Genomic DNA, 14,951 nt, shown 5'->3' on the forward strand with positions numbered 1-14,951 from the left:
AGTCATAGGCCTGCAGCAGCATGTAGTTGAACTCAATGAAATTCAACCCGCTTTCCAGCCGCGCCTTGTAGCTTTCCGCCGCGAGCATGCGGTTGACGCTGAAGTAGCGCCCGATCTCCCGCAAGAACTCGATGTAGCGCAGTTCGAGCAGCCAATCCGCATTGTTCAAGATCAAAGCCTTGCCGCCGGAAAAATCGATGAAGCGCGAAAGCTGGCTTCCGATGGCTTCCACGTTGGAACGAATCGTTTGAAGATCAAGAAGCTGACGCATCTCGGTTTTGCCACTGGGATCGCCCACCATTCCCGTTCCGCCACCCACGAGCGCGACGGGCCGGTGGCCGTGTTTCTGCATGTGAACCAATGCCAAGATGGGCAGGAGATGCCCCACATGCAGGCTGTCCGCCGTCGGGTCAAAGCCCACATAGCAGGTGGCCCCTGCGTCGAGGTAACTCCGCAGGCCGACTTCGTCCGTGAGTTGAGCGACAAACCCCCGATCCATCAAGACATCGAGCACGCTTCTGACGTTAGGCACCCGTTCCCTCCCATTCGAATTTCCGGTGCAGCGCGCCGTAGCCGCTTCACCCGTCACGGTCCGGTTCTATTTCGCGTATTCGACCGCCCGCGTTTCCCGGATAACCGTCACCTTGATCTGCCCGGGATAGCTCAGTTCCGCTTCGATTTTCTTCGCAATGTCCCGGCTCAGAAGGACAATATCCGCATCGCTGATCTTCTCGCTTTCCACGATGATCCGCAATTCCCTTCCCGCCTGTATGGCATAGGCTTTGCCCACACCGGGAAATGACGCGGCGATGTTTTCCAGATTCTCCAGGCGGCGGACATAGGATTCCAACAGCTCCTTGCGCGCCCCTGGACGAGCACCCGACAGGGCATCGGCCGCCTGCACGAGGATGGCGAGCACGTCCTCCGCCGGAACATCCTCATGGTGGGCCGCAATGGCATGGACGACACGGGGCGGCTCGCCGTATTTTTTCGCCAGATCGGCTCCGATGAGCGAATGGGGGCCTTCCACCTCGTGGTCCACGGCTTTGCCGATGTCATGGAGCAATCCTGCCCGCTTGGCCTGTTTTTCGTTCAGTCCCAACTCGGCCGCCATGACACCGCACAGGAAGGCAACCTCTCGGGAATGTTGAAGCACGTTCTGGCCGTAACTGGTTCGGTATTTCAGTTTTCCCAAGAGCTTGATCAATTCCATGTGGATGCCGTGAACGCCGACGTCGAAAGCGGCCTGCTCGCCTGCATCCCGGATGCTGGTTTCGATCTCCTCGCTCACCTTTTCTACAATCTCCTCGATCCGCGCCGGGTGAATCCGGCCGTCGGCAATGAGCCGCTCCAAAGATTGGCGCGCGACCTCCCGGCGAACGGGATTGAAGCCCGAAAGAATGACCGCCTCTGGCGTGTCGTCGATGATGAGGTCAACCCCGGTACTGGCTTCAAGCGCCCGGATGTTACGGCCCTCGCGCCCGATGATCCGCCCCTTCATCTCGTCGCTGGGGAGGTTCACCACCGATACGGTTTTTTCCGTCACGTAGTCTCCAGCATAGCGCTGGATGGCGAGCGCGATGATCTCCTTGGCCTTCTTGTCAGCCATCTCCCTCGTCTCCGTCTCGATGCGCTTGAGAAGCATGGCCGCATCGTGGCGGGCCTCGTTCTCGATGGACCGCACCAGCATATCCTTCGCCTCTTGAGCCGAAATGCCGGAAAGGGATTCCAAACGCTGCCGCTGTTCTTCAAACAGCGACTGCACCTGCCGGTCCCTTTCCTCCAGTTCGCTTTCCCGCTGCTGAATCGCCCGTTCCCGCTTACTCAGGGCGCCCTCCCTCTTATCGAGAGCTTCCGACTTCTTCTCCAGGTTCTCCTCTTTCTGCAAAAGCCTGCGCTCGAGGTTCTGGAGCTCCTTCCGGGTTTCCTTGCTCTCCTTTTCGAATTCGGCCTTCATCTGAAAGATGCTGTCCTTCGCCTGAAGGATCGCCTCTTTCTTGATCGTCTCGGCCTCTTTGCGGGCTTCATTGAGCACGTCGACCGCCGCCGCCTGCTCCTGCCCCGCTCGCCTGCGGGTCCAGAACCGAAGGCCCACAATGCCCAGCGCAGCGCCGCCCGCCAGCGCGAGCAAGGTCAACATCACCACTGCCAGCGTATTCATCCTTCCTCAATCCTTTCTTCAGCGGCTTCTCTGCATGAGGCAGGGAAACGGCGCTCGCCGGGACTGAAAACACCCTGAACGCCTTTGCCGCACCAATCCGGTACGTTCCGGGGGAGGGGGTTACACCGACCCGTTCATCCTTTGCTTAAACGGGATAAACCTCGCGAGATCAACGACTCACCGATGGCGTGCGACGGAATGTGCAGCTTTGGGGAAGGAAGAGAGCCTGTATCCACGATGGCGCACACAGGCCTCACCGTGCAGGAAAGGAGGAGGCTTTCCTGAATGAGGGCAGCCCCCGCATTGTGCCGTGTCGGCAGTCGGTCTTGAACCGATTCAGCTAAGTGGGCGTCTCGTAGTTCCCTCAGGCGCTTCGGACAACCGACGCGCACACCGGAACCAGCGGAAACTCCCTTCTTTTTTGTGTTGGCTCAGGACGCTCTGTCGATCACGAACACCGCAGGGGCAACCCTACCAGGTGTTATTTAAGTTCAACTCTCCCGGGCAGCGAGCCACCAATCCCTCACCGCCCATGGCATTTGCGGCAATAGGCACGCTCTGTTTTCCGTCTCTGGCCGTGCTCTTGACGACTCATATTTCCACGGTTCGTGAGTCCCAGGCGGAATCGCCCCGCTTCGAACCGCTGGCAGATTGGGAACGCGATGCTGATTGCCCGAGGGAACCTCCTGCCCTTCATGCCGGCCCCGGTACAGGTTCCTTCGCTTCTCCTCATTTGGGATCCTAAAGCTGGGCACCCGGCGGCCCTGATCGCCTATCAGGCGTTTCATTTCGCCATCGTCGATACAACCCGCCAGAATCACACGCCTTTTCCCTTCGCAAATCCATTCTATTCAAAAAGCCCAAAGCAAGTCAAGTTGATTTATCTCCGACCGCGGGCTCACTCCACGGTCACGCTCTTGGCGAGGTTTCTCGGCTGATCCACGTCGGTCCCACGCATGACCGCAATGTGGTAGGCCAGCAATTGCAGAGGAACGACAAACAGAACCGGGGCCAGCCATTCACACGTTTCGGGGATCTCCAGTTGCAGCTCCAGGGGACCGATTTTGGGATCTTTGGCTCCCTCCACCAGGGCCAGGATCTGCCCGTCTCGAGCCAGCACCTCTTGAACATTGGAGATCATCTTCTCGTACAGCTCTCCCTTTCTCAGCAGAACGACCACCGGCATGTTTTCGTCGATCAGCGCGATGGGGCCGTGCTTCATCTCGCCGGCGGCGTAGCCTTCGGCATGAATATAGGAAATCTCTTTCAGCTTGAGGGCCCCTTCGAGTGCGATAGGGAACAGGATTCCCCTGGCCAGATAGAGAAAATCGGTGACGTGCACGTATCTCTTGGCCCAGTGCTGGATGACGCCGCCATCGTTGAGCAGTTCATCCATTTTTCTGGGGAGTTCCAGGAGGTGCTGGAGCGCCTCCCTTCTTGACTCACTGGAAATTGTCCCGATTTTTGTAGCCCAGTAAATACTCAGCAGAAAAAGGGCCACCAGCTGCGTGGTGAAAGCTTTGGTGGACGCCACTCCTATCTCCGGGCCGGCATGGGTGTAGATAACGCCCTGAGCCATCCTGGCCAGGCTGCTCCCAAGCACGTTCACGATGGCGCGGCAATGGGCCCCCTTCTGGACTCCCTCCACAAGTGCAGCCCGCGTATCGGCCGTTTCACCCGACTGACTGATCACGAGGAGAAGACAGCGTTCATCCAGAATGGGATCCCGGTAGCGGAATTCCGAGGCCAAGTCCACTTCAACCGGAACCCGGCACAGCTTCTCCAGCATGTACTTTCCGACCAGGGCCGCATGAAAGGAGGTTCCGCAGGCCACGAGGAAAACCCTGTCGATCTTTGACAGCAGTTCGCGGTCCAGGTGCGCCTCGGGGAAGAACACCTCGAACGCACTGAGATCCAGAACGCTCCGGAAGGTGTCTACGATGGCCCGCGGCTGCTCGTAAATTTCCTTAAGCATGAAGTGCTTGTAGCCGGCCTTTTCGGCCATCACCGGGTTCCAGTCGATGGTCTTGGCATGCACTTCCTTCACGTGCCCATGAAGATCCTCCACGCGAAACCCACTCCTATCGATAAAGACCACGTCCTCATCGTCCAAAAAGACCACCCGGCGGGTATGCGACAGGATGGCCGGAACGTCGGAAGCCACGTAGGTTCCATCTTCGCCGAGCCCGAGGATCAGAGGGCTTTCCTTTCGCGCCGCCACCAGTGTTTCGGGCTCCTCCTCATTCAAAAACACCACAGCGTAACTGCCACGGAGCTGCCGAAGAGTGTCCAGCACGGCCTCCCGGTACGATTTCCCCTTGCGCCTTTCGCTCTCCAGAAGCTTGACGATCACCTCGGTGTCCGTTTCAGAATCGAACCGAAATCCTTCATCCGTGAGCCGATCCCTCAGGACCGCGAAGTTCTCCACAATCCCGTTGTGGACCACCACGAACGGGCCCGAACGGTGCGGATGCGCATTCTCATCACTCGGCTTTCCATGAGTCGCCCATCGAGTGTGTCCGATTCCCACCGTACCGGTAAGCGGCATGGAGACGAGCCTTTCCTCCAGGCTCTTGAGCTTCCCCCTGCACCGTACCACGTCGATCCTCCCGTGGTGGTTGATCGTAGCGATTCCTGCACTGTCGTATCCCCGGTACTCCAGGCGTTTGAGGCCCTCGAGGAGGATGGGCAGGCCATCCTTCTCGCCGATGTATCCGATGATCCCGCACATCTTTTCCTCCCCTTGTCGATCCAAGAAACCACCGCTAAATCAGCGACCGGACCTAATGCACGATAAACCCTGGAGTTCGTCAACCCCAAAGTCCCTATGCCGTCCCCCGCAGCATCCACCCTCCCGCTCAAACGCGCCCGCGGAAATCGGCGGCTCAGCGCAAAAGAAAAGCCCCTCCCTGAATCCGGGAAGGGCCTTCCGCATGAATGAGGCTGTCTGCTTCCGCTTACTGCTGCCGTTCGGCTACCCTGAGGCGAGCGATGGCCCGTTGCAGGGCCGCCTCGGCGCGAGCAAATTCGATCCGGTCCTTGGCTTCCCTCAACCGCCGTTCCGCACGCTCTTTGGCGGCCTTGGCCCGGATGATGTCGATATCCGTCGCCTCCTCAGCCGCCGTGGCCAGCACGGTCACCCGGTGAGGAAGAACCTCGGCGTATCCGCCCATAATGGCCACGTACCGCTGGCTGGCGCCCACTCGAAAGCGCAGCTCCCCCACCTTCAACTTGGTCAAGAACGGGATGTGATTCTGAAGCACCCCGAATTCGCCCATCTCGCCGGGAGCCACCACGATATCGACCGACTCGCTCACCACCATCCGCTCGGGCGTCACGATCTCCAGAAGCAATTTCTCAGTCTTTTCCGACATAGTTACACCATCTCTCCTGCCTAGGCTTCAGCCATCTGCTTGGCCTTTTCCACCGCTTCGTCGATGGAACCCACCATGTAGAAAGCCTGCTCGGGGATATCGTCGTGCTTTCCCTCGACAATTTCTTTGAATCCGCGGATGGTGTCTTCCAACTTCACGTACTTGCCTTCAACGCCGGTGAACTGGGCCGCCACGTGGAACGGCTGCGACAGAAACCGCTGGATTCGCCTTGCGCGACCCACCGTGATCTTGTCTTCGTCGGACAGTTCGTCCATCCCGAGGATGGCAATGATGTCCTGCAGGTCTTTGTACTTCTGCAGGATCTGCTGCACCGCCCGCGCGGTCATGTAGTGTTCCTCGCCGAGTACGTTCGGGTCGAGGATCCGCGATGTGGAGTCCAGCGGGTCCACTGCGGGATAGATGCCCAATTCCGCGATCTGGCGCGACAGAACCACCGTTCCGTCCAGGTGAGCGAAAGTCGTGGCCGGTGCGGGGTCGGTCAGGTCGTCAGCGGGAACATACACACATTGCACCGACGTAATGGAGCCCTTGGTGGTGGATGTGATTCGCTCCTGAAGTTCTCCCAGGTCCGTACCGAGCGTGGGCTGATAACCAACGGCGGAGGGCATGCGGCCGAGCAGCGCCGAGACTTCGGCACCCGCCTGTGTAAAGCGGAAGATGTTGTCGATGAACAGCAGAACGTCCTGACCCTCCACGTCACGAAAATACTCGGCCACCGTCAGAGCGGAGATGGCCACCCGCGCGCGGGCTCCGGGCGGCTCGGTCATCTGCCCGTAAACCAGGCCTGCCCGCGGCAGAACACCGGATTCCTTCATTTCCAGGTAGAGGTCGTTTCCTTCGCGGGTGCGCTCACCCACCCCGGCAAACACCGAAATCCCGCCGTGCTGCATGGCGATATTGTGGATCATTTCCATCATGACGACGGTCTTGCCCACACCGGCACCGCCGAACATCCCCATCTTACCGCCCCGCGGAAATGGCACCAGGAGGTCGATGACCTTCACGCCCGTCTCCAGCACGTTTACCGACGTATCCTGTTCGATAAAGCTCGGAGCCGGCCGATGAATGGGCATCTCCTCGTCGGCTTCCACAGGGCCCATTCCGTCGACCGGGCGGCCCACGACGTTCAGCACGCGCCCCAAAACCTTTTTCCCCACAGGCATCATGATGGGCTTACCGGTATCCTTTACCGGCATGCCGCGCACCAGGCCGTCGGTGAGGTCCATGGCGATGGTACGCACAACGTTGTCCCCCAAATGCTGCGCAACCTCCAACACCAAGTTGTCTTCTTCGTCGCTTATACCGGGATTGCTCACCAGCAGCGCCGTCAAAATAGCCGGGAGCTTGCCTTCTTCGAACTCCGCGTCCACCACGTTTCCGATGACTTGTACGATTCTCCCAATATTCATGTGGCCCGATACCTCCTTTGGTCGCCGAACCGCCGTCGCCTATCTCCCCATCATTTCTTCAGTGCCTCGGCACCACCCACGATGTCCATCAGTTCCTTCGTGATGGCCGCCTGCCTCGCCTTGTTATACGTAAGCGTCAAGTCCTTCACCAACTCCTTGCAGTTGTTGGTGGCGTTTTCCATGGCCGTCATTCGTGCCGCATGTTCGCTCACCGCCGTCAGGTAGTAGCAATCCAGCAGCTGGTTGTACACGTAATTGGGCAAGAGGTCTGTGAGCAGTTCTTGGTGGGACGGCTCGAAGATGTATTCCCTTCCAGCCAGCTCTTCTTCCTCGGCCTGTTCCGGCACGATCGGAAGCAGCCTCAACAGGGTCGCCTCCTGTTTTACCATGCTGCGGAAATGGCTGTAGATGACATAGACTTCGTCACACTCACCTTCTTCAAAAAGCGCAATCAGCTCCCGCCCCAGTTGGAAGGCGTCGTCGTAGTTCGGCTTGTTGAGCAAACCCAGGTAGGAAGCCCGCACCGGGTAACGGCGCCTGCGCAGGTAGTCGCGCCCCTTCTTGCCCGCGGCAGTGATGGAGACTTCCACTCCTTCATCCCGCTTCTGCTGGAAGAACCGTTCCGCCGTAAAGATCAGGTTGTTGTTGAAGCTGCCGCAAAGACCGCGATCGGCCGTCAGGAGCACCAGCTCGACCTTCCTCACCTCTTCGCGAGGGGTCATGAGAGCAAACTCCCCGTCGGCCTCGACCCCGCCGGCCAACCGCCCGATGACCTCCCGGAACTTGGACGCATAGACCTGGAAGCGCTCCATATTCTCCTGCGCGCCACGAAGTTTGGCGGCCGCCACCATGTTCATCGCCTTGGTGATCTGCGAGGTCTTCTTGACGGCGTCGATCTTCCGTTTGATATCTCTTAGGGTTGCCATAACACCCCTCTCCGAGTCCTTTCCCCAGCGTTTACACCGCCTACGCCACTTGGAAGACTTCCGCGAATTCCTTGAGCGCCTCGCCCATCTTCCTGTCAAGCTCTTCGTCGATCGCGTTCTTTTCGCGCAAGGTCTCGAAGATCTCGGGATGCTTCCGCTCCACGAAGGCGAGCATCTGCTTTTCGTATTCGTCCACCTTGTCCACAGGCACCTTGTCCAGATACCCGCGGGTGCCCGAATAAAGCGAAATGATCTGCTTTTCAGCGGACATGGGCCGATACTGCGGCTGCTTGAGAAGTTCCACGAGCCGCATTCCCCGGTTGAGCTGCGCCTGTGTCGCCTTGTCCAGGTCGCTGCCGAATTTGGCGAAGGCTTCCAGTTCACGGTACTGAGCCAGATCCAGCCGCAGGCGTCCGGCAACCTGCTTCATGGCCTTGGTCTGCGCCGCACCGCCCACGCGGGAAACCGAAAGGCCCACGTTGATCGCCGGGCGCACGCCGGCGAAGAAGAGTCCGGGTTCCAGGTAAATCTGGCCGTCGGTGATGGAAATCACATTCGTTGGAATGTACGCCGACACGTCCCCTGCCTGGGTTTCGATGATCGGAAGGGCCGTGAGGGACCCCCCGCCCAACTCATCGTTCAGCTTGGCCGCCCGTTCGAGAAGTCGGGAATGGTTGTAGAAAATGTCGCCCGGATACGCTTCGCGCGCCGGCGGCCGGCGAAGAAGGAGCGATACCTGCCGGTAAGCGGCGGCCTGCTTGGAGAGGTCGTCGTAGATGATGAGGGCGTGCCGTCCCCGGTCACGGTAGTACTCCCCGATGGCACAACCCGCATACGGCGCGATGTACTGCAGCGGAGCGGGATCGCTCGCGCACGCGGCGACCACCACCGTGTAGTCCATGGCTCCGTGCTTTCGAAGCGTTTCCACAACCTGGGCCACGGTGGACTTTTTCTGGCCTACAGCCACGTAGATGCAGATGATCCCGCTGTCCTTCTGGTTGATGATCGCATCCACGGCGATGGCGGTCTTGCCGATCTGACGGTCGCCGATGATGAGTTCGCGCTGCCCCCTGCCCACGGGCGTCATGGCATCAATTGCCTTCAACCCCGTGTACATCGGTTCCTTCACCGGCTGGCGCGCGATGACGCCCGGTGCAATCCGCTCGATCCGGGCATACTCGGAAGCCTCCACCGGCCCCTTGCCGTCCAATGGGTTGCCGACCGGATCGACGATGCGGCCGATGACGGCGTCGCCCACCGGCACTTCGGCAATGCGGCCTGTGCGCTTGACTTCGGACCCTTCCTTGATGTGGATGTCCTCTCCCATGATGGCGACACCCACGTTGTCTTCTTCAAGGTTCAGCGCCAGGCCGTAGATAGGTCCGTGATCCGTAGGGAACTCAAGCAATTCCATGGACATGCACTTTTCCACGCCAAACACGCGGGCGATTCCGTCGCCGACGGACAGCACACGTCCCGTCTCGCTGAGCTCGACCTTTTTCTCGTAGTCCTTGATCTGCTCTCTGATGATTTGGCTTATTTCTTCGGCTCTGATTTCCATTAACTCAGCTCACCCCTTTTCAAAGATTCTTTGATGCTCTGCAACTGCGTCCTCACACTCCCATCAATCACAAGGTCGCCGATACGCGCCACGACCCCGCCGATCAACTCGGGATCCCGGCTGAATTCCACGACGACCGTTTTTCCGGTGATTTTGGCCAGCGTATCTGCAATGCTTTTCAGGGTTTCGTCCTCGAGCTTCGCCGCCGCCGCCACCTTGGCTCTGGCCACGTTGTTATGAGCGTCCGCCAGTTTCCGGAAGTATTCCAGAACCTCGCCCATGTAGGCCGCACGATTCCTCTCCACCATCAGCCCCAGAAAGCTCTTCACCGTTTGGCTCAAGCCGGCCTTGTCCGCAACCGCATTCAGAACCTGTCTTCTTGCATCTTCCGGGTACAGCGGGTTCGTGATGGCATCCTCCAGTGCAGGCATCTCCTTGAGGAGCGTGACGAACCCTTCCAACTCCTGCCCGTACTGCTCAACGAGGCCATCCTCCAGGCCGATGTTGAACAGCGCTTTGGCATACCGCTTGGCTATGATCAGGTTTTTCACTTTGCCTCCACCGCCTTCGTCATGAAGTCCTCAACCAACCGCTTTTGGTCCTCACCCCGAATGTTCTTCTTCAACAGCTCTTCCGCCGCCGAGACGGTAAGCTCGGCGATCTCTTCCTTCAGACTCTCCTTGGCGGACTTGATCTCCTGCTGGATGGCGAACTGCGCCTGCTGGTGAATATATTCCGCCTGCCGCTCGGCCGCTTCAATGATCTTGCGCCGCTCCGCCTCCCCCTCCTGTATGTACTCTTCCAGGATCCGCTCGGTTTCCTTGTCCAGAACCGCCAGCTTGGACTTGTATTCCTCGGCCCGCGCCGCGGCCTCCTGCTTCTTCTCCTCCAACTCCTTCAACAGGCGCTGAATGTTTTCCCTCCGGGAGACAAAGAAATTGGTGGCGGGCTTTTTGAGGAGCTTCACAAGGATAGCCAGCATGACGGCAAAGTTGAGAAGCCTCAGAAAGAAATCCTTCCAGTCGCTTCCGCCTCCCTCGCCTCCGGCACTGGCCATGGCGGTTCCGCACGCCAGAACCGCCAACAGCAACGTCGCTACGAAACTTCCAACCCGCTTGGAGATCATCGCCTCGCCTCACTCATTCCGGCATATTGGATGAAATTACAGCGCCCTCCCCAAGATGCGCTGCGCCAATTCCCTGGAGAACACCTCGATCTGAGCCTGCAGTTCCCGCCTGACCGCACCCAGCTCCCGTTCAACCTTCTGCCGGACCTGCTGAACCTGGCCGGCGGCTTCCCGGGACGCCCTTCCGATAATATCCTTTTCCGCCTGGTAGGCGGCTTCCTTCAGCTCCTGGATCTTTTCCCGACCCCTGGATCGGGCTTCGCGAATCCGGTCCTCATACTGGCGGATCGCCTCCTGCACCGCCGCATGCGCCCGGCTGATCTCCTCGTTCTGCTCGGAAACGAACCGGTTCCGCTGCTCAACCAGTCGTCGTATAGGTCGGTAGAGGATGACGTTCATGAGGAATACAAGGAGCAGGAAATTCACCATTTGAATGAGGAGCGTAAGGTTGACCTCGATCATCGCCTTTTCCTCTTTAACGGATCTTGGGTTCAGCCACTCTCGCCCAACCCGCGGGCCGAACGTTCGTCGCATGCATTTACTTGCGGCCCGGGACAGTCACTCTGCGGCCTAACGGGCGGCGTCGCCCGGATTGGCAGGATAGGGCCGTTGCTTAGCACATCTTCCCGAGGCATGCAAGCAAAAAAGTAAAAAAAATCACAATGCCCGTTTTCGTTGAGGATACCCGGTTTACGTGTTCTATTTGCATTGGAACACGTACCGCCTCATGCTCACGTTTTCGATCAATCCTATGGCCAGACAGAGGGTGATCAGCGAGGAGCCGCCGTAACTGACGAAGGGGAGCGTGATGCCCACCACGGGGAACAGCCCGATCACCATGCCGATATTGATGACCATCTGCCACAGAATGAGGGCCGTCATGCCCACCACCAGCAGAGTGCCGAACCGGTCCTTGGACCGGCGGGCCACCTTCAAGGCACAAAAGACCAACACGCCGAAAAGAGCAAGGAGTAGGAAGCATCCCACAAACCCCCATTCCTCGGCCCACACGGAGAAGATGAAATCCGTGTGCTTTTCGGGGAGGAAACGCAGCTTGTTCTGTGTACCCTCCAGGAATCCTTTCCCCCAGAGCATCCCCGAACCGATGGCTATCTTGGATTGCCGGATGTGGTAGCCGGCACCCAGCGGATCCAGCTCCGGCCAAATCAGTATAAGGATCCGCCACTTCTGGTACGGCTTCAGCACATATTGCCAGATGGGCCACACCATGGGCACAAAGAGGATTACAGCCGAAATCAAGTAACGCAGCCGGATCCCCATAAAGAAAATGACGGTCCCGGCGATCAAAAGGATCGTGACGGCGGTTCCCAGGTCCGGTTGCGCCAGAACCAGCAGCACCGGCACGGCGGTGACGGCCGCCGCCAGAAGTAGGTGCTTCAGGCTAGGATACGGCGTAACCTCCTGGGACGAAAGGAGCGTCGCCAGCTGAATGACGATGGCGATCTTCATGAATTCCGAGGGCTGCCATCTGAAACCGCCCACGGCCAGCCAGCTCTGGGCTCCGTTGATTTCTTTTCCAACAATGAGCACGGCCACGAGCATCAACATCGTGGCCATGTAAATCCAGAGACTCACTTCTTTCAGCCTCTGATAGTCCAGGAAAAGGGACGCGACGAGCCCCACGAAGCCCAAACCAAGCCATACTACTTGCTTAAAAAACGGGTTTCCCGTGGCATCGGCTTGAATCTGCTGGTAAAGGGCGCTGTAGAGATTGATAAGGCCCAGCAAGACGATGAAAAAGAAGGCCAACAGCACGCTCCAATCGAAATTTTCGACAAGCCTGCGGTCAATCATAATCTTTCTCCTCATCAGGGCGGCGGAACGTGTACCTGCGCTCATCGGGCGGAAGGGATCGCGCCCGAGACGTCCAAAGCCGGACGATTCCCGTCCCCTTCACCCGTTCCCAGGTAAGCGGCGATCACTTTCCTGGCCGGCGGCGCCGCGACCGAGGAACCATGGCCTCCGTGTTCCACCAGGACTCCCACGACAATTTCGGGGTTCCGAGCGGGCGCGTAGCCGATGAACCACGCATGATCCCGTTCGAAGTCTTTGGCCGTATTCTCGAGCATCTTGCGGCTTGCGTTTTCCGGGAGCCGAATGACTTGGGCCGTTCCGGTTTTTCCCGCGATCTCCAGGCCTTCCGTCTCAATGGCGTGAGCCGTTCCCCGTCTGTCCTGCACGACTCCCCGAAGCGCATCCTGGATACCCGTGAAATACCGGTCATCTATTTCAATGGTCCGCCGGACACGCCCGCCGAATTCCTCGATGCCGTGCAGCCGGTTGCCTTCGATTCTCGAGATCACGTAAGGTTGCCACAACGTGCCTCCGTTCGCAATGGCGGCGTAGGCCACCGTCATCTGCAACGGTGTGGCCAGGTTGAAGCCTTGGCCGATGGCGATGGAAAGGGTTTCGCCTTTCTGCCAGGGTATCCCTTTGACTCGCTTCTTCCAGGCGGACGTAGGTACCAGTCCGCCCGATTCAGGCTGAATGCCGAGTCCCGTCGGCTCTCCCAACCCGAACATCCTCGCGTAATGGGCGATGCGGTCGACGCCCAGCTTGAGGCCCATGGTGTAGAAGTAAACATCGCACGACTGGACAATGGCCTGATAAAGGTCCACCGCTCCGTGGCCCTGATGGCGCCAGCAACGATACCGCCGGTTTCCGAACGACAGGAACCCCGGGCAGAAGACCTTCTGATCCGCCCTAAAAAGATCTTCCTGAAGCACCGCCAGGGCGACAAAAGGCTTGTAGGTGGACCCCGGGGGATAGGCGGAACCTATCGCCCGATTGAGCAGGGGATGCAACGGGTCCCGGCTCAGCTGCACCCATTCCTCACGGCTCAGCCCGCGGATGAATTTTTCCTGGTCGAAGGTGGGACTGCTGGCCAGTGCGAGAACCTGGCCGGTTCCCGGATCCATGGCCACGATCGCGCCGACCAGACCGTCCAGACATTCTTCAGCGACTCGCTGGAGATTGAGATCGATGGTGAGCCAGATATTGCGCCCGGGCACCGGAAGCACCTCGTCCAGCAGGCGGAGCCGACGGCCCAGGGCGTCGACTTCCACCTGCCGGCCCCCCGGCAGGCCATGGAGGTACTTTTCGAAAGCCTTTTCGATGCCCATCTTGCCGACGTACTCGCCCGCAGAGTAGCCGGCATACCGTTCGGTCTTCAGTTCGTCTTCCGACACCTCGCTGAGGTATCCGAGCAGGTGGGCGGCGGTCCCGTTCCACTTGTAGCTGCGTTTCGGTTCAACTTGGATGAACACCCCGGGCAGGCGCAGCCGTTGGGCTTCCACCCGTGCAAGACAGTCCCTGTCCAGGTCAGCCATGAGCCTCACCGGGACAAACTTGCGTTCCCTCTCCTTTTCCTTGAGGATCTTCCTGAAGTCTTCCGCATCGCTCCCGCACAGCACAGCGAGCTTTTCCAGGGTTCCGTCCATGTCCTTCACATCTTCGGGAACGATCATCAGGTGGTAAGCGGGACGGTTTTCCACCAGGGGCGTCCCGTTGCGGTCATAGATCAAGCCGCGTGGCGCTCGAATTTCTTCGAGCCGGATGCGGTTGTTTTCTGAGACGTCGCGGTAGGTTGCGCCGTTCAGGACCTGAAGCTGCCACAGTCGGAAAAGGTAGACTGCGAGAATGGTGAAAAGAAAGATCAGCAGAATGAGGTGCTGCCGGCTGAACAGGGCGCTCTCGGTGTTTTCCCAGTCGATGAGTTTGAGGGTCTTCGGAGCTTTCGGCTTTCGGATTAAATCTCCAGATCGGTTGAATCCTGTCGGCGAATCGGGTCTCGGCCGTTTCATACGGGTCTCCTGAGCCCTATTCAGGCGGTCCGTTCCATGTCATCCATCAAGGACCGCAACGGGAACATCACCGCGGGAGCCAGAACCATCGTACCGGCCGTTCTCAGGAGAAGTCCGGACCAGACCGTTGCCTGCCATTCGGGGAAGACGGAAGTCCACTGGAGATAAAACCCCAGCATGACGGATTGGACCAGCCCGCAGAAGCCGATACAAACGATCTGATAGACGGGATGGGTCATTTCGAGCCTGTCGGCCGCCACATGATATAGCCCAACGGCAAGGCAGTAGGTGCCCATGTGCAGGCCCCACAGCTTGCCGCTGAGCGTATCCACGACGAACCCCAGGCCGAGTGCCCAAGCCATCGCCGCCGGAAGGGGATTGAACAGGGCCACTTGAAAGGCCACGGGAAGCAACAGATCCACCTTGAAGAACGCCCACTTCAGGAGTTCCACCCACTGGGCCTGCACCAGCAGTACCAGCAACGCATACCCTGTCGGCAGGATCCCGCGACGAAACCACGACGCGCTCGAATTTTCAAGCACGGCTGTT

General features: G+C 59.0%; 13 protein-coding genes and 1 other RNA gene (1 of these 14 running past the window's edge). All 14 read right to left on the bottom strand.

All coding sequences use genetic code 11. The features are described from left to right. Window positions 1-499, bottom strand: partial view of a tyrosine--tRNA ligase gene (tyrS, locus tag FDQ92_RS06285; protein WP_137425733.1) — the beginning only. It extends 755 nt beyond the left edge of the window; 499 of the gene's 1,254 nt are visible here — the first part of the coding sequence; its start codon is at window positions 497-499; the stop codon falls past the left edge of the window. Between the two features lie 99 nt (window positions 500-598). Next, entirely contained in the window at window positions 599-2,161 is a 1,563-nt protein-coding gene (gene rny, locus FDQ92_RS06290) for a ribonuclease Y (protein WP_137423790.1), read from the bottom strand. Window positions 2,162-2,452: 291 nt separating this feature from the next. Further along, window positions 2,453-2,630: non-coding RNA, 6S RNA (gene ssrS / locus FDQ92_RS06295), on the bottom strand. Between the two features lie 429 nt (window positions 2,631-3,059). Further along, complete coding sequence (glmS, locus tag FDQ92_RS06300) at window positions 3,060-4,892, bottom strand: glutamine--fructose-6-phosphate transaminase (isomerizing) (RefSeq protein ID WP_137423791.1); 1,833 nt, start codon at window positions 4,890-4,892, stop codon at window positions 3,060-3,062. A 226-nt stretch (window positions 4,893-5,118) separates the two neighbouring features. Beyond that, window positions 5,119-5,535, bottom strand: a complete 417-nt coding sequence (locus FDQ92_RS06305; RefSeq protein ID WP_137423792.1) for a F0F1 ATP synthase subunit epsilon — start codon at window positions 5,533-5,535, stop codon at window positions 5,119-5,121. A 20-nt stretch (window positions 5,536-5,555) separates the two neighbouring features. Continuing rightward, a complete protein-coding gene (atpD, locus tag FDQ92_RS06310) occupies window positions 5,556-6,965 on the bottom strand; it encodes a F0F1 ATP synthase subunit beta (protein WP_137423793.1) in 1,410 nt (469 codons plus the stop codon). A gap of 50 nt (window positions 6,966-7,015) precedes the next feature. Next, window positions 7,016-7,891, bottom strand: coding sequence for an ATP synthase F1 subunit gamma (atpG, locus tag FDQ92_RS06315; RefSeq protein WP_137423794.1), 876 nt, complete (start codon window positions 7,889-7,891; stop codon window positions 7,016-7,018). Between the two features lie 40 nt (window positions 7,892-7,931). Next, the gene (gene atpA, locus FDQ92_RS06320) at window positions 7,932-9,452 is read right to left on the bottom strand and encodes a F0F1 ATP synthase subunit alpha (protein WP_137423795.1); all 1,521 of its coding nucleotides are present in this window, start codon (window positions 9,450-9,452) and stop codon (window positions 7,932-7,934) included. Beyond that, window positions 9,452-10,003 carry an ATP synthase F1 subunit delta gene (gene atpH, locus FDQ92_RS06325; RefSeq protein WP_137423796.1) on the bottom strand — a complete coding sequence of 184 codons (552 nt, stop codon included), beginning with the start codon at window positions 10,001-10,003 and terminating at the stop codon, window positions 9,452-9,454. Before atpH ends, atpA begins: the two co-directional genes overlap by 1 nt. Further along, on the bottom strand, window positions 10,000-10,578 hold the full coding sequence (locus tag FDQ92_RS06330) for a F0F1 ATP synthase subunit B (protein ID WP_137423797.1): 579 nt from the start codon (window positions 10,576-10,578) through the stop codon (window positions 10,000-10,002). Before FDQ92_RS06330 ends, atpH begins: the two co-directional genes overlap by 4 nt. A 36-nt stretch (window positions 10,579-10,614) precedes the next feature. After that, entirely contained in the window at window positions 10,615-11,040 is a 426-nt protein-coding gene (locus FDQ92_RS06335) for a F0F1 ATP synthase subunit B (RefSeq protein WP_170180223.1), read from the bottom strand. 237 nt (window positions 11,041-11,277) lie between these two features. Continuing rightward, complete coding sequence (rodA, locus tag FDQ92_RS06340; protein ID WP_137423799.1) at window positions 11,278-12,393, bottom strand: rod shape-determining protein RodA; 1,116 nt, start codon at window positions 12,391-12,393, stop codon at window positions 11,278-11,280. A gap of 41 nt (window positions 12,394-12,434) precedes the next feature. Continuing rightward, window positions 12,435-14,402 carry a penicillin-binding protein 2 gene (gene mrdA, locus FDQ92_RS06345; protein ID WP_137423800.1) on the bottom strand — a complete coding sequence of 656 codons (1,968 nt, stop codon included), beginning with the start codon at window positions 14,400-14,402 and terminating at the stop codon, window positions 12,435-12,437. Between the two features lie 20 nt (window positions 14,403-14,422). Next, window positions 14,423-14,944 carry a hypothetical protein gene (locus tag FDQ92_RS06350; protein WP_137423801.1) on the bottom strand — a complete coding sequence of 174 codons (522 nt, stop codon included), beginning with the start codon at window positions 14,942-14,944 and terminating at the stop codon, window positions 14,423-14,425. Window positions 14,945-14,951: the final 7 nt, after the last annotated feature.

The sequence above is a fragment of the Desulfoglaeba alkanexedens ALDC genome (genome assembly GCF_005377625.1).
GTDB lineage: Bacteria > Desulfobacterota > Syntrophobacteria > Syntrophobacterales > DSM-9756 > Desulfoglaeba > Desulfoglaeba alkanexedens.

Excerpts from the sequence above, each read along its gene's own strand:
- rodA (WP_137423799.1), bottom strand. The coding sequence starts at position 12,393 with ATGATTGACCGCAGGCTTGTCGAAAATTTCGATTGGAGCGTGCTGTTG.
- atpA (WP_137423795.1), bottom strand. The coding sequence starts at position 9,452 with ATGGAAATCAGAGCCGAAGAAATAAGCCAAATCATCAGAGAGCAGATC.
- FDQ92_RS06305 (WP_137423792.1), bottom strand. The coding sequence starts at position 5,535 with ATGTCGGAAAAGACTGAGAAATTGCTTCTGGAGATCGTGACGCCCGAG.
- atpD (WP_137423793.1), bottom strand. The coding sequence starts at position 6,965 with ATGAATATTGGGAGAATCGTACAAGTCATCGGAAACGTGGTGGACGCG.
- atpG (WP_137423794.1), bottom strand. The coding sequence starts at position 7,891 with ATGGCAACCCTAAGAGATATCAAACGGAAGATCGACGCCGTCAAGAAG.
- FDQ92_RS06330 (WP_137423797.1), bottom strand. The coding sequence starts at position 10,578 with ATGATCTCCAAGCGGGTTGGAAGTTTCGTAGCGACGTTGCTGTTGGCG.
- rny (WP_137423790.1), bottom strand. The coding sequence starts at position 2,161 with ATGAATACGCTGGCAGTGGTGATGTTGACCTTGCTCGCGCTGGCGGGC.
- FDQ92_RS06335 (WP_170180223.1), bottom strand. The coding sequence starts at position 11,040 with ATGATCGAGGTCAACCTTACGCTCCTCATTCAAATGGTGAATTTCCTG.
- mrdA (WP_137423800.1), bottom strand. The coding sequence starts at position 14,402 with ATGAAACGGCCGAGACCCGATTCGCCGACAGGATTCAACCGATCTGGA.
- glmS (WP_137423791.1), bottom strand. The coding sequence starts at position 4,892 with ATGTGCGGGATCATCGGATACATCGGCGAGAAGGATGGCCTGCCCATC.